This window comes from Olsenella sp. AGMB03486, assembly GCF_040884255.1.
GTDB classification, from domain to species: Bacteria; Actinomycetota; Coriobacteriia; order Coriobacteriales; family Atopobiaceae; genus Olsenella_L; species Olsenella_L kribbiana.
This window is the reverse complement of sequence record NZ_JBEVTM010000015.1, coordinates 1-25,844: the sequence shown is the minus strand read 5'-3', so window position 1 is coordinate 25,844 and position 25,844 is coordinate 1. Positions and strand designations below refer to the sequence as shown.

General features: G+C 61.2%; 26 protein-coding genes and 3 tRNA genes. 3 read left to right on the top strand and 26 right to left on the bottom strand.

The genetic code is table 11. The features are described from left to right. The 21 genes from purF to ABVS03_RS08100 form a co-directional block, all read right to left on the bottom strand. Nucleotides 1-1,527 carry an amidophosphoribosyltransferase gene (purF, locus tag ABVS03_RS08200; RefSeq protein ID WP_368018725.1) on the bottom strand — a complete coding sequence of 509 codons (1,527 nt, stop codon included), beginning with the start codon at nucleotides 1,525-1,527 and terminating at the stop codon, nucleotides 1-3. 22 nt (nucleotides 1,528-1,549) lie between these two features. Then, entirely contained in the window at nucleotides 1,550-2,599 is a 1,050-nt protein-coding gene (srtB, locus tag ABVS03_RS08195; protein WP_368018724.1) for a class B sortase, read from the bottom strand. Between the two features lie 110 nt (nucleotides 2,600-2,709). Further along, entirely contained in the window at nucleotides 2,710-3,159 is a 450-nt protein-coding gene (locus tag ABVS03_RS08190) for a GatB/YqeY domain-containing protein (RefSeq protein WP_368018723.1), read from the bottom strand. Nucleotides 3,160-3,190: 31 nt separating this feature from the next. Beyond that, nucleotides 3,191-3,652 (bottom strand): 5-(carboxyamino)imidazole ribonucleotide mutase, encoded by a 462-nt coding sequence (gene purE, locus ABVS03_RS08185; protein ID WP_368018722.1) that lies wholly within the window; start codon nucleotides 3,650-3,652, stop codon nucleotides 3,191-3,193. A gap of 50 nt (nucleotides 3,653-3,702) precedes the next feature. Then, nucleotides 3,703-4,635 (bottom strand): hypothetical protein, encoded by a 933-nt coding sequence (locus ABVS03_RS08180; RefSeq protein ID WP_368018721.1) that lies wholly within the window; start codon nucleotides 4,633-4,635, stop codon nucleotides 3,703-3,705. Between the two features lie 116 nt (nucleotides 4,636-4,751). After that, a complete protein-coding gene (locus ABVS03_RS08175) occupies nucleotides 4,752-6,485 on the bottom strand; it encodes an ABC transporter ATP-binding protein (protein ID WP_330972736.1) in 1,734 nt (577 codons plus the stop codon). A gap of 108 nt (nucleotides 6,486-6,593) precedes the next feature. Next, nucleotides 6,594-7,382 carry an NUDIX domain-containing protein gene (locus tag ABVS03_RS08170; RefSeq protein WP_368018720.1) on the bottom strand — a complete coding sequence of 263 codons (789 nt, stop codon included), beginning with the start codon at nucleotides 7,380-7,382 and terminating at the stop codon, nucleotides 6,594-6,596. Nucleotide 7,383: 1 nt separating this feature from the next. Beyond that, nucleotides 7,384-8,685: a phosphoribosylamine--glycine ligase gene (gene purD / locus ABVS03_RS08165; RefSeq protein WP_368018719.1), complete on the bottom strand. Its 1,302-nt coding sequence runs from the start codon at nucleotides 8,683-8,685 to the stop codon at nucleotides 7,384-7,386. Nucleotides 8,686-8,758: 73 nt separating this feature from the next. Next, complete coding sequence (locus ABVS03_RS08160) at nucleotides 8,759-10,039, bottom strand: adenylosuccinate synthase (RefSeq protein WP_368018718.1); 1,281 nt, start codon at nucleotides 10,037-10,039, stop codon at nucleotides 8,759-8,761. A 131-nt stretch (nucleotides 10,040-10,170) separates the two neighbouring features. Then, on the bottom strand, nucleotides 10,171-11,505 hold the full coding sequence (dnaB, locus tag ABVS03_RS08155) for a replicative DNA helicase (RefSeq protein ID WP_330972737.1): 1,335 nt from the start codon (nucleotides 11,503-11,505) through the stop codon (nucleotides 10,171-10,173). Nucleotides 11,506-12,020: 515 nt separating this feature from the next. Next, complete coding sequence (gene rplI / locus ABVS03_RS08150) at nucleotides 12,021-12,551, bottom strand: 50S ribosomal protein L9 (RefSeq protein ID WP_368018717.1); 531 nt, start codon at nucleotides 12,549-12,551, stop codon at nucleotides 12,021-12,023. 37 nt (nucleotides 12,552-12,588) lie between these two features. Beyond that, nucleotides 12,589-13,641: a DUF2232 domain-containing protein gene (locus tag ABVS03_RS08145; RefSeq protein WP_368018716.1), complete on the bottom strand. Its 1,053-nt coding sequence runs from the start codon at nucleotides 13,639-13,641 to the stop codon at nucleotides 12,589-12,591. A 32-nt stretch (nucleotides 13,642-13,673) separates the two neighbouring features. After that, nucleotides 13,674-13,943, bottom strand: coding sequence for a 30S ribosomal protein S18 (gene rpsR / locus ABVS03_RS08140; RefSeq protein WP_330972720.1), 270 nt, complete (start codon nucleotides 13,941-13,943; stop codon nucleotides 13,674-13,676). A gap of 57 nt (nucleotides 13,944-14,000) precedes the next feature. Then, nucleotides 14,001-14,474, bottom strand: a complete 474-nt coding sequence (locus tag ABVS03_RS08135) for a single-stranded DNA-binding protein (protein WP_330972721.1) — start codon at nucleotides 14,472-14,474, stop codon at nucleotides 14,001-14,003. Between the two features lie 48 nt (nucleotides 14,475-14,522). Then, nucleotides 14,523-14,816, bottom strand: a complete 294-nt coding sequence (gene rpsF / locus ABVS03_RS08130) for a 30S ribosomal protein S6 (protein ID WP_330972722.1) — start codon at nucleotides 14,814-14,816, stop codon at nucleotides 14,523-14,525. 267 nt (nucleotides 14,817-15,083) lie between these two features. Beyond that, complete coding sequence (locus ABVS03_RS08125) at nucleotides 15,084-16,121, bottom strand: DUF4013 domain-containing protein (protein WP_368018715.1); 1,038 nt, start codon at nucleotides 16,119-16,121, stop codon at nucleotides 15,084-15,086. Between the two features lie 120 nt (nucleotides 16,122-16,241). Next, nucleotides 16,242-17,501 (bottom strand): IS607 family element RNA-guided endonuclease TnpB, encoded by a 1,260-nt coding sequence (gene tnpB / locus ABVS03_RS08120; protein ID WP_368018714.1) that lies wholly within the window; start codon nucleotides 17,499-17,501, stop codon nucleotides 16,242-16,244. A gap of 48 nt (nucleotides 17,502-17,549) precedes the next feature. Then, nucleotides 17,550-17,717 (bottom strand): hypothetical protein, encoded by a 168-nt coding sequence (locus ABVS03_RS08115; protein WP_368018713.1) that lies wholly within the window; start codon nucleotides 17,715-17,717, stop codon nucleotides 17,550-17,552. Then, nucleotides 17,714-18,355: an IS607 family transposase gene (locus tag ABVS03_RS08110; RefSeq protein ID WP_368018712.1), complete on the bottom strand. Its 642-nt coding sequence runs from the start codon at nucleotides 18,353-18,355 to the stop codon at nucleotides 17,714-17,716. Before ABVS03_RS08110 ends, ABVS03_RS08115 begins: the two co-directional genes overlap by 4 nt. Nucleotides 18,356-18,586: 231 nt before the next feature. Continuing rightward, nucleotides 18,587-18,676: transfer RNA gene (locus tag ABVS03_RS08105), tRNA-Ser, on the bottom strand. Between the two features lie 44 nt (nucleotides 18,677-18,720). Next, a tRNA-Ser gene (locus ABVS03_RS08100) sits at nucleotides 18,721-18,811 on the bottom strand. 131 nt (nucleotides 18,812-18,942) lie between these two features. Between ABVS03_RS08100 and ABVS03_RS08095 the strand changes: the two genes are divergently transcribed. After that, nucleotides 18,943-19,671 (top strand): trimeric intracellular cation channel family protein, encoded by a 729-nt coding sequence (locus ABVS03_RS08095; protein WP_368018711.1) that lies wholly within the window; start codon nucleotides 18,943-18,945, stop codon nucleotides 19,669-19,671. Nucleotides 19,672-19,754: 83 nt separating this feature from the next. On the opposite strand, the gene typA is transcribed toward ABVS03_RS08095, so the two are convergent. From typA to ABVS03_RS08070, 5 genes are all read right to left on the bottom strand, one after another. Then, nucleotides 19,755-21,593, bottom strand: a complete 1,839-nt coding sequence (gene typA, locus ABVS03_RS08090; RefSeq protein WP_368018710.1) for a translational GTPase TypA — start codon at nucleotides 21,591-21,593, stop codon at nucleotides 19,755-19,757. Between the two features lie 160 nt (nucleotides 21,594-21,753). Further along, nucleotides 21,754-22,197 carry a hypothetical protein gene (locus tag ABVS03_RS08085; protein ID WP_368018709.1) on the bottom strand — a complete coding sequence of 148 codons (444 nt, stop codon included), beginning with the start codon at nucleotides 22,195-22,197 and terminating at the stop codon, nucleotides 21,754-21,756. A 76-nt stretch (nucleotides 22,198-22,273) separates the two neighbouring features. After that, entirely contained in the window at nucleotides 22,274-22,993 is a 720-nt protein-coding gene (locus ABVS03_RS08080; RefSeq protein ID WP_368018708.1) for a GntR family transcriptional regulator, read from the bottom strand. Next, nucleotides 22,986-23,750: a GntR family transcriptional regulator gene (locus tag ABVS03_RS08075; RefSeq protein WP_368018707.1), complete on the bottom strand. Its 765-nt coding sequence runs from the start codon at nucleotides 23,748-23,750 to the stop codon at nucleotides 22,986-22,988. Before ABVS03_RS08075 ends, ABVS03_RS08080 begins: the two co-directional genes overlap by 8 nt. After that, on the bottom strand, nucleotides 23,750-24,445 hold the full coding sequence (locus tag ABVS03_RS08070) for a hypothetical protein (RefSeq protein ID WP_368018706.1): 696 nt from the start codon (nucleotides 24,443-24,445) through the stop codon (nucleotides 23,750-23,752). The genes ABVS03_RS08075 and ABVS03_RS08070 overlap by 1 nt, the downstream gene beginning before the upstream one ends. 122 nt (nucleotides 24,446-24,567) lie before the next feature. Here ABVS03_RS08070 and gluQRS point away from each other — a divergent pair, with 122 nt between their 5' ends. Next, nucleotides 24,568-25,557, top strand: a complete 990-nt coding sequence (gluQRS, locus tag ABVS03_RS08065) for a tRNA glutamyl-Q(34) synthetase GluQRS (protein ID WP_368018705.1) — start codon at nucleotides 24,568-24,570, stop codon at nucleotides 25,555-25,557. A 16-nt stretch (nucleotides 25,558-25,573) separates the two neighbouring features. Continuing rightward, nucleotides 25,574-25,664: transfer RNA gene (locus ABVS03_RS08060), tRNA-Ser, on the top strand. The last annotated feature ends 180 nt before the right edge of the window (nucleotides 25,665-25,844 follow it).

Here is a 25,844-nt window from a genome sequence, read left to right as displayed (position 1 = left end):
TCACTGCTCCTCCTCGTGGATCTCCTGGATCACTTCTTCTATCTGCATGCGCGCGCCTACTGGCGGCTTCGTGAGGTTGTGGGGACGGTAGCCCGTAAGGAAGCGTCCCTCGGAGAACTCTTCGGGGATAGCGACAGGGTACTCGCCTGTGAAGCAGGCGCAGCACCAGCCGCCGCGAGGACAGCTCTTTATGAGGCCTTCGACCGAGAGGAAGTGGAGCGAGTCTGCGCCGATATACTTGCAGACCTCCTCCTCGCTCATGCGGGCAGAGATCAGCTGGTCCTGCGTGCCGGTATCGATGCCGTAGAAGCAGGGCCACTTGACCTCGGGGGACGTGATGCGCACGTGCACTTCCTTGGCGCCGGCATCCTTGAGCATGCGGACGATCTGCTTCGACGTCGTGCCGCGGACGATGGAGTCATCGATCATCACAAGGCGCTTGCCGGCCACGTTATCGCGCAGGGCATTGAGCTTGAGCCTCACGCCGAGCTGGCGGAGCTCCTGCGTCGGCTGGATGAACGTGCGGGCGATATAGCGGTTCTTGATGAGGCCCTCGCCGTAGGGAAGGCCGAGCTCGTGGGCATAGCCCTCCGCAGGCGGAAGTCCCGAGTCGGGCACGCCGAAGACCATGTCGGCGTCGACCGGTGCCTCGCGGGCAAGCTGGCGTCCCATCTCATAGCGCATGGAGTAGATGGACTGTCCATCCTCATAGGAGTCAGGACGGGAGAAGTAGACGTTCTCGAAGATGCAGCGCGCCCGGGGACGGGGCTCGACGCCGCGCTCGGAGGCGAGGCCGTCATCCGAGATGCGCACAATCTCTCCCGGCTCGATGTCGCGCATATACTTTGCACCCACGATATCGAGCGCGCAGGTCTCGGAAGCCACGACATAGTCGTCGTGTCCAAGGCGTCCCAGGACGAGCGGACGGATGCCATTGGGATCGCGGAAGGCATAGAGCGCATTCTCGCGCACGAGCGCCATCGCATAGCCGCCGTCGATCATCTCCATCGTATGGCGGATGCCCTCGCGCAGGTGGTGCGTCTGCATCGTGAAGTAGCCGATGAGCTTGGCGGCGACTTCGGAGTCCGTGTTGGAGCGGAAGAAGACGCCGAGGTCGATGAGCTCGCGGCGCAGCGCATCCGTATTCACGAGCGTGCCGTTATGGGCGACAGCAATGATCGTGTCATCGATCGTCGAGAGATGGGGCTGTGCTGCCTCCCAGCTCTTGGAGCCTGCCGTGCCATAGCGCACATGTCCCACGGCGACCTTGCCCCTGAGGGCTCCGAGGTCGGCATCCGTGAAGACCGCATCGACCAAGCCCAGATCCTTGCGGACAAGCACCGTCTTGCCGTCGCCGACGGCGATGCCCGCCGATTCCTGGCCCCTGTGCTGCAGGGCCCTGAGGCCGAAGGCCGTGAGCCTTGCCACATCGCGGTCGGGCGCCCAGATGCCGAAGACGCCGCATTCCTCATTGAGATGGCTTGCACACGGATTCTCGTCCGCGCGATCCCTCATGTCTGAAACCATGCTCTCCCCTCGCCTTGTGCCGCTAGGCAGCAGCGGCGGCAGCATCTGCCGACGCAGCCACGCTCTTCGGCACGCACACCAAGACCGTTCGTCCTATTCCATTGTCGTAGTTGCATGTTACGAGTGTGAGCACATGGCTCGTCTGCGCAATAATCGCGGAAGCATCAGCGCGCGAAGCCGTGGCCCTTCCCAGAAGATCCGTCAGATAGCTGTGGAAGTCGTCTCCCGTCATGAACGAGAGCGTTCGCACATTCGTGTCATCAGCCGTCGTCTTGTAGACAAGGAGCGGCTCGAGCTCGTAGCTCTGATTGTTCTCATCGACATACCAGACCGTCGGATGGCTGTCGAAGGTCGCCTGGTCAGCCATATCGGCAACCGGCTTGAACATCGAGCCATCGAGCAGATGGTGGCCATAGATGATCGTCTGGGCATCGCGCATGCCCGGCTCCGTATTCTGGTAGTCCATGAAGACCTGGCCGCCGAGGGAATACTCGCCCGTCGCGGTGTGGCGGAGATACTCGTCGTTGTTGGCACCCTGGTAGACCGGGTAGTTCACGACCGTATCGGGGATGTAGATCCAGCCCACGACATCCGGGTTGATGGCTTCGAGCCCCGCCCAGTCGATGACAGGCGCCCCATTCGCATTGTCTTCGGGCTCTGTCGCGTACTGCGCAAGCTCCTCGTTCACCTGCTCCTGCTGCTGGTACTGCTGCTGCGCATGGAACCACATGTAGCCCGCAATGCCGATAAGGACGACGCCGGCAATGAGGAGAAGGGTCGAGAGCACGCGAAGCACCGGGTGCTTCTTTTTCTTCTTCTCGTCCAGGTCATAGGGATCGAGCTCGCCGTAGGCAGAGGCCTTGCCCTTGCGCTTGCGGTCCCGTGCATCTGCATGCCTGTCATGGCCGACGATGGGCGTGAACCCCTCCTGGATCGTCGTCCCTTCATCGCCTGCGCTATAGGCGCCGCCCTGCGTGACAGACGCCTCTTCGTCGTCCGTCTCAGGTGCAGCAATCTCTTCCGACGGTTCCTCGTCTTCCGGGGAAACGTCCTGTTTCATATGGCGTGCCATAGGCTAGCTCCTATATCGGCAAGACCTGCACGAGGTGCAGGGAGAGGGCAATATCGCAGTGAGCGTAACAAAAAACTGCCTCCCACGCACGCGGGAGGCAGCCTTGATTCCTAGGACAGCTTCTTTCCCAGATAGGATGCTGCATAGGGCTTGTCGAAGTTGCCGTTCGTGGCCTTCGTGAGGGCGCCCATGACCTTGCCCATGTCACGCTTCGTCGTGGCGCCGAGCTTTGCCATGGTCTCATCGATCAGAAGCTCGAGCGTCTCTCCTGCAACCTGCTCGGGAAGCAGGGAGTCGAGAATCTTTGCCTGCTCCTCGAGCAGCGCGATGCGCTCTGCGTGCGTGGCCTCGCCTGCCTTGTGGAGGCCGTCGAGCTCCTCTGCCGTCACCTTCTGGAGCTTCTTCACGGCTGCCGTGATGTCGGCCTCGCTCACATCTCTGCGCTCGTCGACCTCGATCTGCTTCACGGACTGGTTCACGAGGCGCAGAATCTGCGTACGGTTCTTGTCGTGCGCCTTCATCGACTTCTTGATCTCGTCGAGCAGTTCCTCTTTCGTCAAGATTCCATTCCTTCTTCCGGAAGCCGGGTGCTTAAGCCCCGGCCATCTCCTTCTTCATCTGAACGATCTTCTCGCGCCATTCAGGCATCGTCGCGCCGAGGATCTGCGTGGCGTAGATGGCAGCGTTCTTTGCGCCGCCGATTGCGACACAGGCCACGGGCACGCCCGAAGGCATCTGCACCATCGAGAGGAGCGAATCCATGCCGCCGAGGTCGGACGTCTTCATCGGCACGCCGACGATCGGAAGCGGCGTGTAGGCGGCAACGACACCGCCGAGGTGCGCTGCCTTGCCGGCAGCAGCGATGATGACCTTGAGGCCACGGTCAGCGGCCGTAGTTGCCCACTCCTGGACCTTTGCCGGATTCCTGTGGGCGGATGCAATCACGAGCTCATAGGGAACGCCGAGCTCCTCGAGCTCCTTCGTGCATGCCTCCATGGTCGGCATATCGGACTTCGAGCCCATGATGATGCCGACAAGCGGTGTTTCTGCCATGCAATGCCTCCTAGACATCCGGGCAGCGCTGCTGCCCTCTTGATTGGTGGCTACTTTGAGCTGGACTGGGTATCGCCCGACGTGGAAGACGTATCCGTCGACGTTGTGGTCGAAGACGAGGTGGTCGAGCTGGAGCTCGAGCTTGTACCTGAGCTCGTGGAGGTGGACGAGCTCGAATCGGTGGGCGCGGAGCTGTCGCCCGCATCGCCCAAGCCCAGAATCTCTGTCGGCGACCAGGTCGTGATCTCGCTTCTGAGCTTCGTCTGGATATCCTCATCCATGCCGGCGATCGTGCACGTGAAGTTCACGCGGCCATTTGCCGAGGTGGACTTCCTCCAGATGAATGTCATGAACGATTCGAGGTCGCCTGTCGGCTTCAGGAATCCGAAGAGCGAGGAGCGCTCGATCGTGCCGTCAGATGCCCTGTGCACCTGGACGTGGTAGATGACCGTATCGATGTTGGGGTTCAGGAGCGCATTGACCGCGAAGGCCGTGGCTTGGATCTGCGAGCCTGCGAAGCACTCCATCGTGTCGCGCGAGGAGGTATCGATGACGGTGACCTCGACCCTGCCGGTATCCTCCGATGCCTCCTGGATCGTGAAGTCATCCGGGAACTGCGTGAAGCCATTGCCCCACTCGACGCCGCCTGAGAGGGCAGATGCGACCGTGCGGACATTGGCCTCGTCGGAGAGGTTTGCCGTATTGAGGCGGCGTGCAACGCCACAGGAGACCTGCGCGAGCACGAGCACCGCAAGGAAGATCAGGATGACCGTGATGGCAACCTTCGTGATCGACTTCTCGACCGTCGAGCCGGACGGGTCATCTCCCGAAAGCGGGTCGACATCCACGCCGTGTCCGAAGAGCCGCCGGTGAGAGCGCTGGCGCTCTGCCGCATCCTTGTTGCTGTGGCCTGTCTCGTCGACCTTCTCGAAGAGCTCCTCTGCCTGCTGGGCATCAAGGGCATTTCTCTGCTTTATGGGCATGCGCACTCCCATTTCCTCGCCGCTGCGCAACGCTTGCATCAGGTCCAACATGAGCCAGCCTCAGACCGGCTCATCCAATGCTAAGTATACGCAACTATTTCGGGCACGTGTCCCTCTCAGAGACGGCTTCCCTCAAACTGCATGCGGTAGTAGCGGGCATAGGTGCCACCCAAGGCCAGAAGCTCCTCATGCGTGCCCCGCTCGGCGATCTGTCCCTGCTCGATGGTCGCGATCTCGTCAGCGTCCTTGATCGTCGAGAGCCTGTGGGCGATCACGATCGTCGTGCGTCCCTGGGCAAGCTCGGAAAGCGCTGCCTGCACCGCCCCTTCAGACTCATTGTCGAGGGCAGATGTCGCCTCATCGAAGATGAGAAGCGGCGGGTTCTTCAGGAAGACGCGTGCGATCGCGATGCGCTGCTTCTGGCCGCCAGACAGGCGGGCACCTCTCTCCCCTACCTGAGTTTCGAAGCCGTCGGGCAGGGTCTCAATGAAGTCGGCAATGTTGGCGCGACGTGCTGCCTCGATGATCTCTTCTGCCGTCGCATCCGGCTTTCCGTAGGCGATATTCTCTGCAATCGTCCCGTCGAAGAGATAGACATCCTGCTGGACGAGCCCTATCTGCTCATGGAGAGACTTCTGCGTGACCTTGCGCACATCCTGTCCATCTATCCTGATGGATCCCGCATCCACATCGTAGAAGCGCGGCAGCAGGGAGCAGATGGTCGACTTGCCGCCGCCCGAAGGGCCGACGAGCGCAAGCGTCTCGCCGGGGTGCACGACAAGGTCGAGGCCACGTATGACCTCGCTATCCGTTCCGGGGTAGGTGAAGTGCACGTCCTCGTAGACGATCTTTCCTTCTGTGATGGCAAGAGGCTTCGCATCCGGCGCATCCTCGATATCAGGCTGCGTGTCAAGCACTTCCTGGAAGCGGGCAAAGCCGGCAACCGCTTTGAGGAACGTCTCCGTGAAGTTCAGGATGTTCGTGATCGGCGTCGTGAAGAGCGAGATATAGAGCGCATAGGTCGAAAGGTCGATCGCCTCCATGCGTCCCTGGGCGCAGAGCCAGCCGCCACCGATGATGATGCAGATGTTGAGTATTCCCATCATCACGGCAATGAGCGACTGGTAGATGCCCATCGCATGGTACATGCGCACCTTCGAGGCGAGGTAGGCATCGTTCGAGCGGCGGAACTTCTTCCTTTCCAGGTCCTCAGCAGCAAAGCTCTTGACGACACGGGCACCGGCCAAGGCATCTTCGACGCGGGAGTTCACACCCGAGATGCGCTGGCGGTTCTCGATGAAGACCGCCTCCATGCGGCGGTTCGCGAAGAAGTTGAAGACGACAAGGACCGCCAAGACGACCGCGAGCACCGCGGTGAGCTCTCCGTTGATGCCAGCCAGGATCACGAAGGAGCCGACAATCTCGACGAGTCCTATGAGCAGGAACTCAGGGCCGTGGTGCGCCGTCTCGGAGATATCGAAGAGATCGCTCACGAGGCGGCTCATGAGGTCGCCCGACTTGTGGCGGTCGAAGTAGGAGAAGCTCATCCGCTCATAGGCATCGAAGAGGTCCTCGCGCATCTTCGACTCCATACGGGCACCCATCACGTGTCCCCAGAAGATCACGAAGTAGCGGCAGGCAAAGCGCACGGCATACATCGCGACGAGGCCAAGAGCTATTGCCCAGAGGGCTGAGAGGATAGCGTCCGGGCCTTCCGTGAAGAGCCCCTTCGTGAGGACGCGCAGGATCTGAGGGAACGCAAGGTCGATGCCGGCAACCAGGAGGGCGCAGATGATGTCGCCGACGAAGAGATGCACCTGCCCCTTGTAGTAGGAAAGGAAGCTCCTCATGAGGTTCCGCTTCTTCGGCCTTGCTGCCTTAGCCTCCACCCGTTCCGCCTTTCTTTCTGCTCTCCTTATGGAAAGGGAATGCCGAAGCACTCCCTCTTCTCGTCTCTGTTACTGCTGCTGGTCTTCCGGCACAGGGCCCGGATCGAGCCGTCTCGATACCGCATCGCAGATGAGGGCGCCGACGACGGTCTTTGCATCCTCGATGCGTCCGTCGAGCACCGCATCCACCAGCTCGCCGACGTCGACCAGATCGACGTTGATGAACTCGTCTGCATCAGGCGAGCTCTCTGCCAGCTTGAGCCCTGTCGCCATATAGATATGGATGAGCTCGTCAGCAAAGCCGGCAGAGGTGGCAATCGTCGTGAGATAGGCCATCTTCTGTGCAGTGAAGCCGGTCTCCTCCTTGAGCTCGCGCTCGGCACAGGCCAGAGGATCCTCTCCCGGCGCAAGCTTGCCGGCAGGAATCTCGACCGTGACGCGTCCCAGGGCCGTGCGGTACTGGCGCACGAGGCAGATCTGCCCTTCCTCGGTGAGCGCGACGACAGCGACAGCGCCGGGATGCCTCACGACATCGCGTATTGCCATCCTCCCGTCCGGCAGCTTCACCTGGAGCCGGTCGACATTGAAGATGCGGCCTGTCCAGGCCACGTCCTCCGTGAGCACCTGCTCCTCGAGCTGGCGGTCTCTGGGGTCATCCTCGCCGAGGACGAGGTGCCGCGCCTCGGGTACGCCCGAAAGATGGTCCTGGACGCTCCTGTCGCCGTCGAAGGTATAGGCACCCGCTGCATCATTGAGTGTCGCTGCTGCTTCGGTCCTGGCGGCAGCGAGGTCCTTCTTGTCCGGAAGCACGTCGCTCGAAAGCGCCGCAGCTTCCGGCTTCTCGATCTTCTTTCCCATGCTAAGCCTCGAGCGCAGCGCGGCCCTTGATGGCCTTGATGCCGATATCGTGGCGGTAGGTCTTGCCCTCGAACCAGATCTTGTCGCACGCCTCGTAGGCAAGGTTTCGGGCATCCTCGAAGGTATCGGCGACAGCCGTCACATCGAGGACACGGCCACCTGCGGTCACGAGGTTGCCATCCGCGTCAAGTGCCGTGCCGGCATGGTAGACCGTGACGCCGGGCATTGCATTGGCATCCTCGACGCCGACGATCTTCTTGCCCTTCTCATAGGAGCCAGGATAGCCTGCGCTCGTGAGGACCACAGAGACGGCCCAGTCATCGTCCCAGGAGACCATGTCAGGCGAGAGGGTCCCTGCGTCGCAGGCAAGGAAGGCCTCAACGAGGTCGCCCTTCATGCGCGGCAGCACGACCTGGGTCTCGGGGTCGCCGAAGCGGGCGTTGAACTCGAGGACCTTGGGGCCGTCCTTCGTGAGCATGAAGCCGCCGTAGAGGCAGCCGGAGTAGGTGATGCCTTCGCGCCTCAGCTCATCCACGACCTTCTGCTCGATCTCGACCATGCGGTCAAGCTCGCCCGGAAGAAGGATGGGGACAGGAGAGTAGACGCCCATGCCGCCCGTGTTGAGGCCACGGTCGCCGTCAAGCGCACGCTTGTGGTCCTGGCTCGTCGCAAGCGGCACGAGGGTCGTGCCGTCCGTGAGGGCGAGAAGCGAGCACTCGGGGCCTTTGAGCATCTCCTCGACGACCACGGTCTTGCCGGCATCGCCGAAGTGTCCGCTGAAGCACTCATGCACGCCTTCGAGGGCCTCCCCGGTCGTGTTCGCGACGATGACGCCCTTGCCGGCAGCAAGGCCATCTGCCTTCACGACGCAGGGGCCGGCAAGCTCCTTCACGTAGGCTGCGCACGCATCCTCATCCGTGAAGCTCTTCCAGGCTGCCGTTGGCACGCCTGCCTTTTCCATCACATGCTTCGCGAACTCCTTCGAGCCCTCCATCTGGGCCGCCTCGGCATTCGGTCCGAAGACCGGGATGCCAGCTGCACGCACAGCGTCGCCGACGCCCTTGACGAGGGGCGCCTCAGGGCCGATTACGACGAGGCCGACTCCGTGCTCTTTCGCGAATGCTGCCACCGCCTCAGGAGATTCAGGATCGAGCTCTGCCTTCTCGGCCAGATCGTACATGCCGCCATTGCCCGGCGCCACATAGATCTTGCCGGCACGCGGAGACTGGGCAAGCTTCACGAGCAGCGCATGCTCGCGGCCGCCTGCGCCCAGCAAAAGAATCGAGACCTTGTCTTCAGCCATCAGGGGCCTCCTTCTAAAGACCGAAGGTGCCAGGCACAAGAACCTGGCACCTTCCCTGCTTGCTTAGCTGATGCTACTTCCAGTAGCGATTGATTGTCTGCTCGCGGTCCGGGCCCACCGTGATGATGGAGACACGGACGCCGGCAAGCTGCTCGAGGAAGTCGATGTAGTCCTTTGCCTCGCGCGGCAGCTGGTAGAAGTTGCGGACACCGGAGATGTCGCACTTCCAGCCCGGCAGCGTCTCGTAGACCGGCTTCGCGTGATAGAAGACGGACTGGTGCTCAGGCACCGTGCGGTAGGTCTTGCCGTCGCACTCATAGGCAACGCAGACCTTGATCTCATCGAGGCAGCCGAGGACATCGAGCTTCGTGATTGCGAGGTCCGTGAGGCCGTTGACGCGGGCGGCGTAGTTCACGACGACTGCGTCATACCAGCCGCAGCGGCGCTTGCGGCCAGTCGTCACGCCGTACTCGTGGCCGACCTCGCCGAGGAGGTCGCCGGTCTCGTCGAAGAGCTCCGTCGGGAACGGGCCAGAGCCGACGCGCGTGAGATAGGCCTTTGCGACGCCGAGGACACGGTCGATCTGGGTCGGGCCGACGCCGGAGCCGGTGACAGCACCGCCTGCGGTGCAGTTCGAGCTCGTGACGAACGGGTAGGTGCCGTGGTCGATATCGAGCATCGTTGCCTGGGCACCCTCGAAGAGGATATTCTTGCCAGCCTCGAGCTGCTCGTTGAGGAACAGCGAGGACTCGACAATGTAGGGACGGATGCGCTCGGCGTACGGCAGATACGTCTCGCAGATCTGGTCGACCGTGTAGGTCGGCAGCTCATAGACCTTCTCGAGGATCGGGTTCGTGTAGGCAAGCGCGCTCTCGAGCTTCTCGCGGAAGATGTGCTCGTCGAGCATGTCCTGGATGCGCAGGCCCGTGCGGTTCATCTTGTCCATATAGCAGGGGCCGACGCCGCGCTTCGTCGTGCCGATGAGGTTCTTGCCGAGCTTCTTCTCGTGGGCGCCGTCAAGATCCTTGTGGTAGGGCATGACGATATGGGCATTGCCGGAGATCTTGAGCGCGTCGCAGGAGATGCCCTGCTTCTCGAGGGTATCGATCTCGCCGAGGAGAACCTCGGGGTCGACGATGCAGCCATTGCCGATCACCGGGTAGACGCCCTTGTACATGACGCCGGAGGGTACCTGGTGAAGCGCCAGCTTGTGGCCTCCTGCAACGACCGTGTGTCCTGCGTTCGCTCCGCCGGCGTAGCGGCAAACCACGTCGAAGTCGCCAGAGATGAGGTCGGTGACCTTGCCCTTGCCTTCATCGCCCCACTGCGTGCCTACAAGCACTGATGCTGGCATGTGAATCCTCCTCGGTCCATAACTGATAAGGCCCCGCGCCAGGCGCGGGACCTCCTCAGTATACGGCACGCCAACATCTGCCGAAGGCCATATCTTGCATGAGAAGAGAGTCTCCAGAGTGGGGCTCTGAGCTACTCCTCGTGGTGCGTATCGACCTCGACGAACTTCGTCGAACCCGGCAGGAACGTGAGCGGCACGACGCCCAGAGGGCCGGAACGGTTCTTCGCGATGATGAAGTTCGTGACATCCTTGTCCGGACGGTCGTCGCGCGCCGCCTCCTCGTCTGTCATCGAGCGGTCGAGGAGGATGACGATATCGGCGTCCTGCTCGATAGCACCGGATTCGCGGAGGTCGGAGAGCTGAGGGGTCTTTCCCGTACGCGATTCGACCTGACGGGAAAGCTGCGAGAGGGCAACGACCGGCACGCCCAAGTCCTTTGCCATGATCTTGATGCCACGGCTCATCTCGGAGACCTCGGTCGCACGGGAGTCGGACCTTCTGCCTCCTGAAGGCGGAGACACGAGCTGGAGGTAGTCGAGGATGACAAGAGCGTTCTTCTCCTTGCCGTGGAGCATGCGCCGTGCCTTGGCTCGTACCTCGGTCACGGTCGTGCCCGGCGTATCGTCGATCATGATGTCGAGATGCGAGAGGTCGACCGTGGCCTGGAGGAGCTGCTGCCACTGGTTGTCGCGGATGTTCGCAGCACGGATGTCCTGGAGGCTCACCCTGGCCTGGGCCGCAAGGAGCCTCTGCGCAATCTCGACCTTGGACATCTCGAGCGAGAAGAAGGCGACCGTCGTGCCGTTTGCCGCAGCATTCACGGCGAGGTTCAGTGCGAAGGAGGTCTTGCCGACACCAGGACGGGCACCGACGACGATCATCTGGCCTGCACGCAGGCCCAGAAGCTGCTTGTCGATGCCGGGGAAGCCCGTCTGGACGCCCAGGAACTTCTCGTCCTGTGCCGCCATCTCGCCGAGCTCGTTGTAGAGGTCCTCCATGACAGTCTCAAGCGTCGAATAGTTGCTCTTGATGTCGGAGTCCGTCGCATTGAGGATGAGCTTCTCTGCCTGATCGACGACTTCCTTCGTATCCTCGGGAGCATCGTAGGCAAGGGCTGTGACCTTCGTCGAGGCCTGGATGATCTTCCTGAGCGTCGAGTCGCGGCGCAGGATCTCTGCGTGGTGGCGCCAGCTCGCCAGGGCAAAGGAGTTGCCCGAGAGCTCGAGCAGATAGGTGCTTCCGCCGACCTTCGCAAGCTCGCCTTCCGACTTCAGGTAGTCGGCAAGAGAGATCGGGTCGACCGGCTGGCTCCTGTCGAAGAGGTCGCGCATCGCAAGGAAGATCGTGCGGTTCGACGGCACATAGAAGTCGTCCGGCGAAAGCTCGACAAGCGCATCCTGGAGCACATCAGGCGAGAGCAGCATGGCGGAGAGGACCGATGCCTCAGCTGCCGTATCCTGCGGCATGACGGGCTCGGCCGGAAGCGAAGGTGTCTCGTCCTCGTGGCGGTATCCGGCATTGTCGGCCATTTGCTCCTCCTTCCCTGACCCGGCTGCAGTGCAGGCCTTTCCCGGAGCTTTCCTTTGCCTTGCAGGCGTCTGACACAGAGCTTGCAGAGGATGGTGAAAGCCTCATGCCCTGCAACCTGTGGCTTTGCTGGTTTTCAACGTTTTCAACAATTTGTCGAAGACGTCTTCATGAGGTTTTCTACAAACAGAACACGCGTGCCTTCGTGCAGGTCAGGGCCGCATTCTGAAGAATTCCTCTCATGCCCCATAGGCATCTACGTGCAGATTCTTGCATTTCCGCAGGTAGATTGCGTGTTTTTGAGGCGTCTAGCAAAAAGCGCCCTCCCCCGGGGCTGAAGTCCTGGGAAGGGCGCAGTGTTCGAGGTGCTTGCCAGACCTGCCAAGAGACACGTCTGGCAGAACTTCCTGTTGAAATCCCTTGTCTATAAGGGATGGGCAGGTGAAGATATCACCTACTCAGCAGGGGTCTCGGCTGCTTCCTCGGCAGGAGCCTCCTCGCCCTCGGCCTCTTCGGCCTCCGGCTCGGGCTCCGGCTCCTCGACATCGCCGACGAGAACGGTGATCTCGGCGTTGATGTCACGGTAGAAGTTGATCGTCACGGTGTGGCGGCCAACGGTCTTGATGGCAGCAGCGTGCTCGACGCGCTTGCGGTCGACCTCGACGCCGAGCTGGGCCTTGAGGGCGTCAGCAATCATGGTCGTCGTGACGGAGCCGAAGAGCTGGCCGTCGTCGCCGATCTTGGCATCGACCTTGATGAACTTGCCATCGACCTGAGCCTTGAGCTCCTGCGCCTTCGCGATGCGCTCTGCTTCGCGCTTCTCGATGTTGCGGCGGCGCTGCTCGAGCTGCTTGATATTGCCAGGGGTAGCCGGCTGGGCGATCTTGTTGGGGAACAGGTAGTTCTCCGCGAAGCCCTGAGCGACGTCGACGATGTCGCCCTCGCCGCCCTTGCCCCTGAGCTCACCCATAAGGATGACTTTCATTGGGACACTCCTTCGGTTGGTTGCCTTGCGGCAACTCCTACTTTGTTTCAGAAGCCCGGTACTGGTAGCTCCGCAGACCCTTCCGCTCGATATTGCGGAAATCCGCGAGGCCGTCGACCAGGCCCACTACGCTCATTGCCATGAATTCTGTCTCGAGCCACACGCACAGGATGCTGGCAAGCACCTGTCCGAAGCGTCCGATCTCCTGGGTCGCCAGAAACCACACAGCGACCGCGATGCCCTGGATCGCGCATGCGACACGAAGAGCCTGAAGGAGGTTCTTCGCCCAGAACACGACCTCTGCCGGCACGGGCATGCCTTCGCGGTCCATGACCGTCAAGGCAAACGTCGCGACAAGTGCCACGAGCGCCCAGATCGGAAGATCGAAATCGCGGAGCTTCACGGCGCACTCTGCTGCGTCAGGACCTGAATGCACGAACATCGCGCACCCGAGTCCCGCGCTCGCACACCACGCAGCCGCCATTGCAGCATAGGCAAGCGGCCAGTACTGCCGAAGAAGCGCAATCGCGCCCTCAAGGGCGCTCTGCACCTCCGAGCTTCCGGCCATCTCCCCATACTCTGCAGCAGCTGCCGTGAGCATGGCATCGATGCTCGCGCCGAGCGTCGTCCCCGCAGCATAGGAGAGGACGGCATCCGTCGCGATGAGAGCAGCGGCAAGTCCGAGCACGGCGCACAGAAGCGTGCTGGCACGGAGCTTCCTCTTTGCCACCAGAAGCCCCAGGATGAAGCCCGAGATGGCAGGCAGCACAGGCTCCATCAGAGAGGAGGCCTGTGTCACCGCTCCCACAGCCACAGCCGGAACGACGACAGCGGCAAGAGCCAGAAGGCTCTCCCTTGCGCCGCGCCCTTTCGTGGCAAGGCAGGTGCCATACGCCGTGGCAAAGCCAGAAAGCAGCGGAATGAACCCGGAGACGACAGCTCCTGCGACACACCAGATGAGTCCGGACACGAGATTGTCCGGCCCCTCCGTGCGTGCCTCGAAGGCTCCTCTCGGAGCGAGCTCTGCTCCCGACTCAGCTGGCACGTGGTGCCAGCCAGCGGAAGCGTTCCTGTCCTTCTCTTCGCTCACTGCCTGCCGGCTCTGCTCGAGACGGGATATGGCTAGTCGCGGTTGCGGCCACGGCCGCCGCGGCTGGAGACCACGGAAACCGTGTACGGCAGAAGGGCCATCTCGCGAGCGCGCTTGATAGCGACTGCGAGGTCACGCTGATGCTGCGTGCATGCGCCAGTCACACGACGCGGCTTGATCTTGCCGCGGTCCGTCGTGTACTTGCGGAGGAGCTGGACATCCTTGTAATCGATGTAGTCCACGTCCTCCTTGCAGAACTGGCAATACTTGCGACGCGGCTGACGCTGAAAATCCTGAGCCATGTCTAATTTGCCTTTCTTTTCAGGCAGCCGGAGCCACCTGAGTTCTTCTTGTTCCTGCTAGAAGGGAATGTCCTCGTCGTAGACATCCGCCGAAGGCGGTGTCTGCTGAGTCGGACGCTGAGAGGTCTGTCCGTAAGCTGCCGGAGCAGAGAAGCTCGGAGCCTGCTGCGCACGCGGCGCCTGGCTCTGGGAGCTGCCCTGGCCCTGGCGGGACGACATGAATTCCAGATCGTCCACAATGACCTCGAGCTTGCTCCTGCGCTGCCCATCGCGTTCCCATGAGCTGTAGCGAAGCTTGCCTTCCAGAGCAACCTTTGTGCCCTTCGTGAGGAAGCGTGCAAGGGCATCGGCACGGGTGCCGAACATCACGCAGTCCACGAAGTTGGGGACATCCTCCCATTCGCCGGATGCATTGCGGCGGCGATCGTTCACGGCCACGCCGAAGGTCAGCACGGTAGTGCCGCCTGCCGTAGCACGGATCTCTCCGTCACGCGTCAGATTGCCCGAAATAACGACCCTGTTGATGCTCACGCTGCTCACAACCTCTCATCTGCGGGCTTTGTGCCCGCGCTTCCATAGCTAGTCCTTGTCCGGACGGGCCACGATCATGTGGCGCTTCACTGCGTCGTTGATGCGAAGGACGCGGTCAAGCTCGGCAATGTCGGCTGCATTGGCATGGAAGTTGATGAGGGTGTAGTCACCCTCGGTGAGTCCGTCGATCTCATAGGCGAGCTTGCGCTTGCCCCAATCGTCGACGCTGTCGACCTGGCCACCGTTCTCGGTGATTGCGACGTCAATGCGCTTCATGACACCAGCGCGGACCTCTTCGTTAGAAGCAGGATCGACAAAAAACAGCAGTTCATAGGCCTTCATGTGGTCACCTCCTCTGGGCTAGTGGCTCAGGGTCGTGAAGGTCGCGCCCCGAGCAGGAAAGGTTCAGTCTAGAACCATACCACAGGGTAGGCCCTCTTCCCCTGAACTCCATAACTTTCCTTCGCCATGTGCAGCTCATGTGCACTGTAGCAGACCCGTCTGACAGCTTTGGCAGCCCCTGCTGCCATCTTATGTGCAGCTTTCTTGCAAGAGAAAGGCGGAAGGCTCAGGGCCCTCCGCCTTCTTGAAGCGCATCTCTCTTCTGCCTCAGCGCTCGTCTGGATCTTCATCCTCCGGGCGGCGCATGATGAGCGTTGCCGGCTCATCTGCAGGAGCAGAGCTCTCGCCGATGGCAGGAAGGCCTCCTGCCAGGCCCTTCCTCTCGGGCTCTTCTGCAGCCTTATCCGGCTCTTCTGCAGGCGCAGGAGCCGCTTCAGGCGTGCCCTTGTCCTCAGGCGCAGGCGTCGCCTGGGGCTCTGCGGCAGCCTGGGCCGGCTCTCCCGGCGTCTCGGCGTCCTTCTTCGCAGAGTCAGGCAGCGGGTCCTTCGAGCTTCCCCAATGAGGGACATCGAACTGCTGGAACCAGAGGCCAAGCGCATTGACGGCTACAGTCTGGAGCGCTGTGGCGAAGACAGCTGCCAGATAGAGCACAAGCACCATCCAGGGCGCGAAGCGGGCAAGGAAGTGGGCCGCCAGAACCGCGATGGCGGCAGCGGAGCCTGAGTAGGCAAAGAGACCGCCCAGCTCGGCCAGAGACGGCACGACGATGATGAGGGCGCAGAGAATGCAGAAGCCCTCGATCAGGAGGCTTCCCAGGAAGAGCGCGAGGGCGATCTCGGCAATGCTTCCGAAGTCGCGCTTCAGCATGTCCCAGATGCGGTCAAGCTGATATCCCGCACGTGCATGCTGGTAGATTGTCGCGCGGATGGCGGCGACCCAGGCAATCGTGCTCCAGAGGATAGCGACGAAGTTCCAGAGGAGCGCAGCCAGACCATCTGCCGAGGGGCGCACCGCTGCCAGGAGGATGAAGTAGACAGCGGCGTAGCCGAGCATCGCCAGGAATGCCCGCCAGCCGCTCTTGATGCAGGCACCGACCTTCACGCCGGACTGCTTCGGGTATGTCTCCTTCCCCCAAGCGGAAAGCCGTGCCCACTCTGCCTGGTAGCCCCAGACACCGAGGGGGCCGGCAATCGGCACGAGCTTGGCAAGCGGCAGCACGAGCAGCGGCTTGTACCATCCCTTGTCATGCGTGAGCATCCTCCAGGAGCGGCCCATGTATTCCTTTGTCTCAGCGCTTTCTGCCATGCGCAGACCTCCAACATAGTGCAGCATGCTCATGCATGCGTCCGACAGCCATCTGACACGTCTGCTATATACCGTTTCTCAAAATCGTGACATACTCTGAGAACTAATACCTTTATGATATTAGGCTCCAACAGATTCGTTGGTACACGTTTCATCGGGGTCTGCACAGCTGCTATCGCAGTTGCGACTTGCGTTCCCTCCACGCGCGTTTAGAGTGTCCTCCGCACGAGAGTCCACTTTGCTCATGCCGTAACGGTCGAGGTTCATCGCCGCATTCAGGTCACGGTCGATCGTCAAGCCGCATTCGGGACAGACATACGTCCTGTCAGACAGGGCAAGCCCGGCGTTCACGCGGCCGCAGGCAGAACACGTCTTGGACGACGGAAACCATCTGTCCGCAACGACAAGGGCGACGCCCCTGTCACGGCACTTGTATTCGAGCATGTGCCGAAACACGCCGAATCCCTCGTCGTATATTGCTCGTGCGAGCCTGTGGTTGCGAGCCATGCCTGACACGTTCAGGTCTTCGATGGCCACAAGCGAGTATCGCTCCGAGATGCTCGTCGTAAGCTGGTCCAGCTGGTTCCTTCGCAGTCCGCGGACGCGCGCATAGATGCGGTTGACGCGTCTCTTCTGGCGCTCGCAGCGCTTGCTGCCTCTTGTCTTTCGAGACAGCGAGCGCTGCGCCCGTGCCAGCTTGCGCATCGCATTCCTGTATGGCTTGAGGCCACGGACGACTGTGCCGTCGGAGAAGGTGGCGAGGTTCTTCACGCCGAGGTCGATGCCGACGTGCTTCCTGCTCTGCGATGGCATGGCATTCTCTGGCACCTCGATGAGGAGGACCACGTACCATCGTCCGCCCTGGAGCCTGATGTTCATGCGATGGATGGCTTGGCTGGTGATGCGTTTGTATATGTTCTCCATCACGCGCACGCGCCCGATGCGGGGAATCCTGATGTGGTGGGCGTCCGCGACACAATGGCCAATGCCAGTCGTGATTGCGTACCTGTGATTGCGCTCCTGCCTGCGGCTCTTGTACCGAGGGAAGCCGACGCGTCTGCCATGGCGCCTGCCTCGCTTTGAGTCCATGAAGTTCTTCCATGCAGCTGCGGCACATGCGCAGCCGTAGGAGAACGCCTCCTTGGACACATCATGCCACCACGGGGCAATATCGTCCTTCACATGATTGAATCGCTTGCGCAGTTCGTAGTGCGTGCAGCCCATCCTGCGAGACTTGTCGTTCTCCCACAGCGCATACTCGCCCCTGATTTCGTCGAGCGCCCAGTTGTAGGCAAATCGTGCGGCACCTGCATTCGATTCGAGCAGGTTGCGCTGTGTCGCATTGGGACTCAAGGCGAATTCGACCCCTCGGTATGCCAATTCGCTCACCTCCTTTGGCGTCTTGCCGGCCATCTGCGTCTCAGGCGTCTAGCATTCGACTATCGCTCTGATTTCCTTTACGGACTTGCCGTCCTCAACGGCCGCTGCGACCTCATCGAACTTGTCGGCCTTCGCTTTCATGAGCATGGCATATTCAATGAGCATCCGTTCTACCCCGTTCTTGCCAACCTGCTTGGTGAGTTCATCGAGCGTCATTGCCCGTCTCCCTTCCTGTTCCTGCGGGACCTCAGGCCATAGAGCTTTCCGGAAAACGATGCTATGAGGGACATCATGTCCTCGACAAGCTCCTCCTGCACCGCCTTGTCCTGATTCTCGTCTCGCACAGCGATGATATTGGTGCCATGCTCTGCAAACGCCGTCTCCAGATACTCGAAGCCGAATCGGGCAAGCCGATCCTTGTCCGTCACGTAGACGTTGCGTATCTCGTTGCGCATGACCATCTTGATGAGCTGCTGGAGCTTCGGCCGTCTGGCATCCATGCCGCTGCCGCATTCTTCGAGAATGAGCGGATTGCGCATGTCTCTGCCTTCATGCTCTACAAGAAACAGCGCCTGCCTGTCCAGGTCGCCATGCGACTTCTGGTCTTGGGAGCTGACTCGGGCATATACCAGATCCCTGCGTCCGGCCTCTTCGTCGTCATAAAGCATGTTGCACTTGTCGAGATAGGCAAGCAGGCTGTCTCGTGAGAGGATGCGCCTGCCGGTGTCAGTGTGTTCGAACGGCAGCTCGCCACGCATGTCTTTCAGCTGAACCGCTCGGGGAGTGATTCCGAGAAATGAAGCGACCTCTCCCGTCTTGTAGTACGCCTTTGTCAGGTCACTTTTCTTATACATTCAGAAACGGCCTCCAGACTAAGCGGTCGTTGTTTCATGCAAGACAAAGTGTAGCACGCTTCTTAAGAAGCGTGCTACACAATGTTTAATATTTCGTATTATGCATTAACAGTTAAGAACCCTACTCGCCTGGATGCGGCACCTCGGCGCAATACCCCATGAGCATCGAGGATTCCTGAAAAGGCCGATAGATATGAAAAGAGCCCTGAAGCATCAGGGCTCGGACTCTTCTGGCGGAGAGGGTGAGATTTGAACTCACGTACCCGCGAACGGGTAAACGGTTTTCGAGACCGCCGCATTCGGCCGCTCTGCCACCTCTCCAATTATGAAAGAACGTGGCGCCCGAAGGCGCCACGGAAGCTTGCTGGCGGAGAGTCTGGGATTTGAACCCAGGATACGCTTTAGGCGTATACACGATTTCCAATCGTGCTCCTTCGGCCACTCGGACAACTCTCCTCAAAACCGCGAAGGAAATTGTACAATACTGTCCCTGCGTTGGGAAGAGGATTTTTTCGTTTTCTTCTGAGGTCCGGTTTCCAGGCCTCGTCCACGCCTGCCAAAGCCCCGCCTGAGCGGAAAGGATGTCCGTGTTCGACCTGCTGTTTACTGGATCTGCGCAGGCACAGGCCGTGCCGATGCCTGCCTGGCTCGATCTTGCCGCTGTCGTCGTCGGCTCGCTCACGGGCTGCATCGTCGCCGAAGAGCGCAAGCTCGATCTTGTAGGATTTGTGGGACTCTCGATCCTCTGCGGCCTCGGAGGCGGGCTTCTGCGCGATATGGCCATGCAGCAGGGCGGCGTCTACCTGATCGATTCCCCCTATGCCATCCCTGGCTCGGTCGCGATTGCGCTCATCTCGTTCGCGTTCCCCTCGCCCTTCTTCGGCAATCCTTCCGCACTCGAATGGTTCGATATCCTCTCGGTCTCGCTCTTCGCTGTCTCAGGCACCGACAAGGCACTCCTGCATGGCCTTTCTGTCTGGGTCTGCGTCCTTATGGGCACGCTCACGGCCGTGGGCGGCGGCATGCTGCGCGATGTGTTCCTCGGAGATATCCCGCGCATCTTCAGGAAGTCGAACCTCTATGCCCTCTGCGCTGTCGCAGGCTCTCTTGCCTATTTCGTCTTCGGCACGATAGGTCTCAACAAGGTCATCTGCGCCCTCATCTGCATTGCCGTCACGGTCGGGCTCAGGCGTGCCTCGCTTCGCTACCACATCATGTCCCCTGCCGATGTGGACCTCACGCCCAAGGTCGAGGCAGGCGTGAAGCGGGCAGAGCGAAAGGTCCGGGATGCACGCCAGAAGCGCAGAGAGCGCTAGCAAGCTCCGAAACAGACCTCAGATAGCACAGGGCCCGCCTCCGAGGAGACGGGCCCTGTTCATTGCTTCCAGAGCGTCTTTGCCTACTTGTTCACGAGGCCATGGCGGACACGCCACTTGCGGCGCTCGATCTCGGAGAGAATGCGCTTGCGCATGCGGATGTGCTTCGGCGTGATCTCGACGAGCTCGTCGTCCATGATGTACTGGAGGGCCTCCTCAAGCGTGAACGTGCGCGGCGGCGTCAGCTGGACGGCGATGTCTGCCGTCGAGGAACGCTGGTTGCCGAGGTTCTTCGTACGGGCAACATTCACGACCATGTCGCCTGGCTTCGAGCGCTCGCCGACGATCATGCCCTCATAGCACTCCGTGCCCGGCTCGATGAAGAGCGTGCCGCGGTCCTGGAGCGTGCCGAGTGCGTAGGCGACAGCCTTCTCCGTCGACATCGAGATCATGGCACCATTGCTCCTGCCGCCGATCTCGCCGGCATAGGGGCCATACTCGAGGAACGTGTGGTAGAAGATGCCCTCGCCGTGGGTGACGTTCAGGATGCGGTTCTTGAGGCCCATGATGCCGCGGGTCGGAATCGAGAACTCGAGATGGCAGGAGAGGTCGGTCTGCTCCATGCTCGTCATGTTTCCGCCGTTGTTGCCGAAGACCTCGATGACCTTGCCGGAGTACTCGCCCGGGCACTCGACGACGGCCTGCTCGATCGGCTCCAAGCGGTTGCCGTTCTCATCCTTCTTGAAGAGGACCTTCGGGCGTCCTACCTGGAACTCGAAGCCCTCGCGGCGCATCTCCTCCATGAGGACGGAAAGATGCAGGATGCCGCGGCCAGCAACCTCGACGCCGGTCTTGTCGGGCAGCTCCTCGATGCGCATCGTGACGTTGTTCTCGCGCTCCTGCATGAGGCGCTCCTTGAGCTGGCGGCCGCCCACGATGTCGCCGTCACGTCCGACGAGAGGAGAGGTCGAAGGCTCGAAGATGATGGAGAGGGTCGGCGGATCGATCTCGATCGGCTCGAGCTCGACCGGGTTCTCCGGATCGGTGTAGACATCGCCGATATCGGTGGAGTCGACACCGACGACCGCGCCGATATCGCCTGCGACGACCTCGTCGCACTCCTTGCGGCCGAGGTAGTCGAACGTGAAGAGCTGCTTCACCTGTGCCATGGCACGGGAGCCGTCGTTCTTCACGACGAGGATGCGGTCGTTCTGGTGGATCGTGCCGGAATAGACACGGCCGACGCCGATGCGGCCGACGTAGTCGGAGTGGTCGATCGTGACGACCTGCATGGCAAGCGGGCCATCCGGATCCACATCGGGGGCAGGCATGGCATCGATGATCATGTCGAGCATCGGGTACATGTCCATGTTGCCGTCATCCGGATCGAGGCGGGCAAATCCGTTCACGGCGGAAGCGTAGATTACATGCTCCATCGTGAACTCGAGCTGCTCGTCCGTGGCGCCGAGGTCCATCATGAGGTCAAGGGAGTCGTTCATGGCCTTCTGGGGATCTGCGCCCTCGCGGTCGATCTTGTTGATGACGAGCATGATCTGGAGCTTCGCGTCGATGGCATGGCGAAGGACGAAGCGGGTCTGGGGCATGGGGCCCTCAGCGGCATCGACGAGCAGGAGCGCTCCGTCTGCCATCTTGAGGACGCGCTCGACCTCGCCGCCGAAGTCGGCGTGGCCCGGGGTGTCGATGACATTGATCTTGACGCCCTTGTACTCGATCGAGATGTTCTTGGACAGGATCGTGATGCCGCGCTCGCGCTCCTGGTCATTGGAGTCGAGGATGCGGTCCTGGACCTGCTGGTTCGCGCGGAAGGCGTCGGTGGCCTTCAGGAGCTTGTCGACGAGGGTCGTCTTGCCGTGGTCGACATGCGCGATGATTGCGATGTTTCTGATCTGCTTCTGCAGCATTGATTGCCTCTCTAATCTCAGGGACAAAAGACGCGCACCCGGCTTCATTTCAGCCACTGCGCGCGGTTTTCAGGCCATTCAGAGGATTTACGCTTGCAAATATAGTTGATGAAGATGTGACGATGTGGCGAAGAGCCAGGCTCCACGTAAATTCTGCTGCCTAGATGAGCGGCTCGAGCTCTCCTGCAGGCGCAGGATCGGTCCAGGCAAACTTCTCATGCTCCCCTCGCCCCTTGAAGAGCGAGTAGGCAGAATAGGCCTCGTAGCCCTCTTCGCCGAACTCGAGGAGCACGGCATCCTCGTAGGCGCCATCCTCGTCCTCGATGGCTCCCTCGTAGACGATTGCATAGCGCACCGGCGTGGCAAGGTCCGCCTTCGGATCCCCTCCGGCAGAGACAAGCTCGCCTACCTTGTCGTGTGCACCTTCGATGCAGGCCTCTATCCCGTCATCCACGAACTCGTAGGATGCGGTATGGCCCGCCGCGTCCTGGACGGCAAGCACCGGCTCCACGTCCTTGCCTTCGGCCAGAAGGTCGAATGCCTGGCCCATGAGGTCGCAGGAGAGCTTGTCGAGCTCAGGCGTCACTCCTTGCTTTCTTGCCACAGCACCAACCCTTCTGCCGGCATATCCGGCGTATCTCTTCCGGACCCATTCTAGCAGGTCCTATGCGTCCGTCTCGTCAGTAGCGCACCGTATAGAAGCCAAGGTCGCCACGGCGCAGCGTCCGCGTGTGCTCTATGGCCTCGCCGTCCTGGTCATAGCTTATGCAGTCGTATGCCATGGCCGGCCCTCCCGGCTCCACACCGAGGAAGTGCGCATCGTGGACGCTGAGCTCTGCGATATCGAGATGCTCAAAGGTCGCATCGACGACCTTGCCGTAGAAACCGAAGACCTCATAGAGGGAGAAGACCCCCAAGTCTATGCCCTCGAGCCTCGGGAACCTCACGAGCGGCACGACCGTGCGCTCGAGCGAGAGCGGACAGCCATCGACGCTGTTGAGCCTTCTTATCGCATAGACAGGATCGTCTGCCCTTATCTTGAAGAGCTCTGCATACCAGGGGCCTGCTGCCCTCGTCTCATGCGAGAGGATGCGGACCTGGGGCTTCTTGCCCTCTGCCCTCGTGCTCTGGCGGAAGCTCCTGCCATCGCCGATATCGAGCGTGCCGGGGCTACCCTTCGTGACGAAGACGCCCTTGCCCTGGGCACGGCGGACGAGGCCTTCTGCCTCGAGCGCCGCGTAGGCATTGCGGACGGTCTGGCGCGTCGTATGGAAGATCTCGGAGAGCTCCTGCTCGGAGGGCAGCACCTCGCCCAGGCCGTAGTCGCCGTCCTCGATCTTCGTGCGGATGGCCTCGCGGACCTGCTGGTAGAGCGACGTCCGCTTTTGCTCCTCACTCATCCGCAATCACCTTCTCCGGAATCTCATGCCCACGCGAGAGATGCTCCTGGCGCGCATAGAACGTATAGCGGTCGGAGCGGATGACGGCCTTGAAGTACTCGACAGGGGTCCTCTCCTCTGTCTCGGAGACGCCGGTCTGGAAGTAGACGGGGTCTCCTTCGGCAAGCCCCAGCTCTTCTGCCTCATCTGCGTCGACACGGGTGATCGAGAGGCGCTCCTCGCCGTGCGGCAGCGTGATGCCGTACACCTGACGAAGCGTATCGAAGAGCGAGCGCTCCTGGAAATCGTATTTTTCGATGCCAGGGCAGACCGCCACATTGATATAGACCGTCTCGATCATGCAGGGAAGATCGTCTATGAGGCGGACACGCCTGAGCTCGAAGATCGGGTCTCCTTCCTCGAGCCTGAGCTTGTGGGCAACGTGGGCATCTGCGACCTCGCTCTTTGCCCAGAGCACCTTGGAGGAGGGGGTCTTGCCGACAGCACGCACGGTATCGCTGTAGCCGTTGTAGCCACGGCAGTTCGATTCCGGCCGCCTCATCGCGACATAGGTGCCAGAACCTCCCCTGCTCTCGAGCACATGGCGGGCAATGAGCTCGCGCAGCGCCGCCCTGAGGGCTGTGCGCGAGATGCCCCACTCATCGGTGAGCGTCCGCTCGGCGGGCAGGCGGTCGCCTTCCTTGAGGCCAGCCGCATCAAGATAGGCAAGTATGTTCTCGAATGCCGCCTCGGAAGGGGCGACCCTGCGTTCAGCCATCAAGCTTTCTTTCTTCTGGTCTTATCGAGGAGCTTCTGATATCCCGCACGGAAGCTCTCGGAAGTCTTGCCCGTTGCATCGGCTGCAGGCACGACGCCGTGCTCGTCCGAGACAAGGAAGTACTCGGCAGCATCTACGCTGCCTTCGAGATAGGCAGAAGCGAGGTCCGGCATGCGCACGACCGGCATGCCCAAGGTCTGGGCAAGGTCCTGGATGAGGGAGGTGGCACCAGCCACGCGCTCCTCGGGACCGGCGCCCAAGATCAGGGTTCCATCCGGACGAACGGCCCAGAACGTCTCGGGGGCAATGGCGGTCTCCTCGAACTCACGCCTCGACTTGAGCGCACGGATGGCAAGCTCGCGGGCGGCGGTCTCCTGGAGCGGCTCGTAGGGCCCTACCGTCATGGCAGCACGGCCTTCTTCGTCGACGATGATCATGAGGACGCCGAAAGGATGGGCCGCAGAGCCTTCCTCGAGCGTCCACTCAATGTGCTGCTTGGCCCATTCGAGGAGCGTGCCACGCAGAGGCGCACCCTGGATCCTTCTTGCTCCAAGCGCCCGCATATGGCGGTTCTCGAGCGGCAGCTTCTGGTCGTAGAGCCTCCAGCGGCAGACCAGGGCAGGCTTGCCGAGCGTGAAGTCCTTCATGTCAGGTTCCGGGGCAGCCTTGTTCTGGCTTTCATCCTTCGTATCCACAGGCAGGCTCCCTTCCTTCTTCTCATATCTTCATACCAAAGCTTACAACGAACAGTTGCGCCTGTGCACAGAACGCGTATCGTAGGCATGCCAGATCAAGCATCTGCACAGGAAGGAGAGACATGGAGGAGAAGGTGAAACGCGGGCGCTTTGCACCGACGCCTTCGGGCCGCATGCATGCTGGCAACATCATGGCTGCCCTCCTGGCCTGGCTCTCCTGCAGAAGCGAAGGCGGCACTATGGTGCTCAGAATCGAGGACCTGGATCCCAGAGCCCAGGACCGGAAGAACGCCGAGCTCCTGATGGACGACCTCTCCTGGCTCGGTCTTGGGTGGGACGAAGGCCCCTTCTATCAGAGAGAGCGGCGCGATATCTACCGCGAGGCCATTGCAGAGCTCAGAGAGCGTGGCCTCACCTATCCCTGCTTCTGCACGCGCGCAGAGCTCCATGCTGCAACCGCTCCCCATGCATCGGATGGCACCTATATCTATCAGGGCACCTGCCGCCATCTCACGAAGGAGGAGGTGGCCAGGAAGTCTGCCGAAAGGCGGCCGGCAACCCGCCTCATCGTGCCTGATGCAGATGATCCCAGAGGAACGATTTCATTCACGGATGCTGTCTATGGACCGCAGTCAGAGGTCCTTGCCCGCGACTGCGGCGATTTCCTGATCGAGCGCTCGGACGGCGTCCCTGCCTACCAGCTTGCAGTCGTCGTAGACGATGCCCTGATGGGCGTCACGGAAGTCGTGCGCGGCCATGACCTGCTAGGGTCGTGTGCACGCCAGATCTACCTGCAGCGCCTCTTCGGCTACCCCGAGCCTGCCTACGCCCATGTGCCGCTCCTCATTGCCCCTTCTGGCAGGAGGCTCTCGAAGCGCGACCATGACCTCGACCTCGGCGTCATGCGCGAGCGGGCAGGACGTCCTGGCCCCATCATCGGCGCTCTGGCAGCAGCGGTCGGTCTCGCAGAACCCGGCGAAGAGGTTCTGCCAGAGAACCTCATATCCCGCTTCTCCTGGGAGAAGGTCCATGCACATCGCGCAGATATTGTGGCGAATGCCCAATTTCTTGCAGGCCCTCCCCTTGTAGGCGACCACGCAAGTGGGGTATGATGCTTGAGCACCTATTGGAGAGCTGACCGAGTGGCCGAAGGTGCTCGCCTGCTAAGCGAGTATAGGACACAATCCTATCTGGGGTTCGAATCCCCAGCTCTCCGCCAGCATATGACAGGGACTGCGCGAAAGCGTGGTCCCTTTTTCTTTGGCCTGAACCCAGCCACATGCAGTCTTTTGCCTCATAGCATGCCCATCAGAATCCATCGCACATGAAGATGCCTCCCCTCTCCTGCGTCCAGGAAAGGGGAGGCAGCGTCCAGCAATCGGAGATCTTGCCCTCGAGG

Bases quoted from the DNA above. Each gene is read 5' to 3' on its own strand.
- purF (WP_368018725.1), bottom strand. From the start codon at position 1,527: ATGGTTTCAGACATGAGGGATCGCGCGGACGAGAATCCGTGTGCAAGC.
- srtB (WP_368018724.1), bottom strand. From the start codon at position 2,599: ATGGCACGCCATATGAAACAGGACGTTTCCCCGGAAGACGAGGAACCG.
- purE (WP_368018722.1), bottom strand. From the start codon at position 3,652: ATGGCAGAAACACCGCTTGTCGGCATCATCATGGGCTCGAAGTCCGAT.
- ABVS03_RS08180 (WP_368018721.1), bottom strand. From the start codon at position 4,635: ATGCCCATAAAGCAGAGAAATGCCCTTGATGCCCAGCAGGCAGAGGAG.
- ABVS03_RS08175 (WP_330972736.1), bottom strand. From the start codon at position 6,485: ATGAGGAGCTTCCTTTCCTACTACAAGGGGCAGGTGCATCTCTTCGTC.
- ABVS03_RS08170 (WP_368018720.1), bottom strand. From the start codon at position 7,382: ATGGGAAAGAAGATCGAGAAGCCGGAAGCTGCGGCGCTTTCGAGCGAC.
- purD (WP_368018719.1), bottom strand. From the start codon at position 8,685: ATGGCTGAAGACAAGGTCTCGATTCTTTTGCTGGGCGCAGGCGGCCGC.
- ABVS03_RS08160 (WP_368018718.1), bottom strand. From the start codon at position 10,039: ATGCCAGCATCAGTGCTTGTAGGCACGCAGTGGGGCGATGAAGGCAAG.
- dnaB (WP_330972737.1), bottom strand. From the start codon at position 11,505: ATGCCGCAGGATACGGCAGCTGAGGCATCGGTCCTCTCCGCCATGCTG.
- rplI (WP_368018717.1), bottom strand. From the start codon at position 12,551: ATGAAAGTCATCCTTATGGGTGAGCTCAGGGGCAAGGGCGGCGAGGGC.
- rpsR (WP_330972720.1), bottom strand. From the start codon at position 13,943: ATGGCTCAGGATTTTCAGCGTCAGCCGCGTCGCAAGTATTGCCAGTTC.
- rpsF (WP_330972722.1), bottom strand. From the start codon at position 14,816: ATGAAGGCCTATGAACTGCTGTTTTTTGTCGATCCTGCTTCTAACGAA.
- ABVS03_RS08125 (WP_368018715.1), bottom strand. From the start codon at position 16,121: ATGGCAGAAAGCGCTGAGACAAAGGAATACATGGGCCGCTCCTGGAGG.
- ABVS03_RS08115 (WP_368018713.1), bottom strand. From the start codon at position 17,717: ATGACGCTCGATGAACTCACCAAGCAGGTTGGCAAGAACGGGGTAGAA.
- ABVS03_RS08110 (WP_368018712.1), bottom strand. From the start codon at position 18,355: ATGTATAAGAAAAGTGACCTGACAAAGGCGTACTACAAGACGGGAGAG.
- typA (WP_368018710.1), bottom strand. From the start codon at position 21,593: ATGCTGCAGAAGCAGATCAGAAACATCGCAATCATCGCGCATGTCGAC.
- ABVS03_RS08080 (WP_368018708.1), bottom strand. From the start codon at position 22,993: ATGAGTGAGGAGCAAAAGCGGACGTCGCTCTACCAGCAGGTCCGCGAG.
- ABVS03_RS08075 (WP_368018707.1), bottom strand. From the start codon at position 23,750: ATGGCTGAACGCAGGGTCGCCCCTTCCGAGGCGGCATTCGAGAACATA.
- gluQRS (WP_368018705.1), top strand. From the start codon at position 24,568: ATGGAGGAGAAGGTGAAACGCGGGCGCTTTGCACCGACGCCTTCGGGC.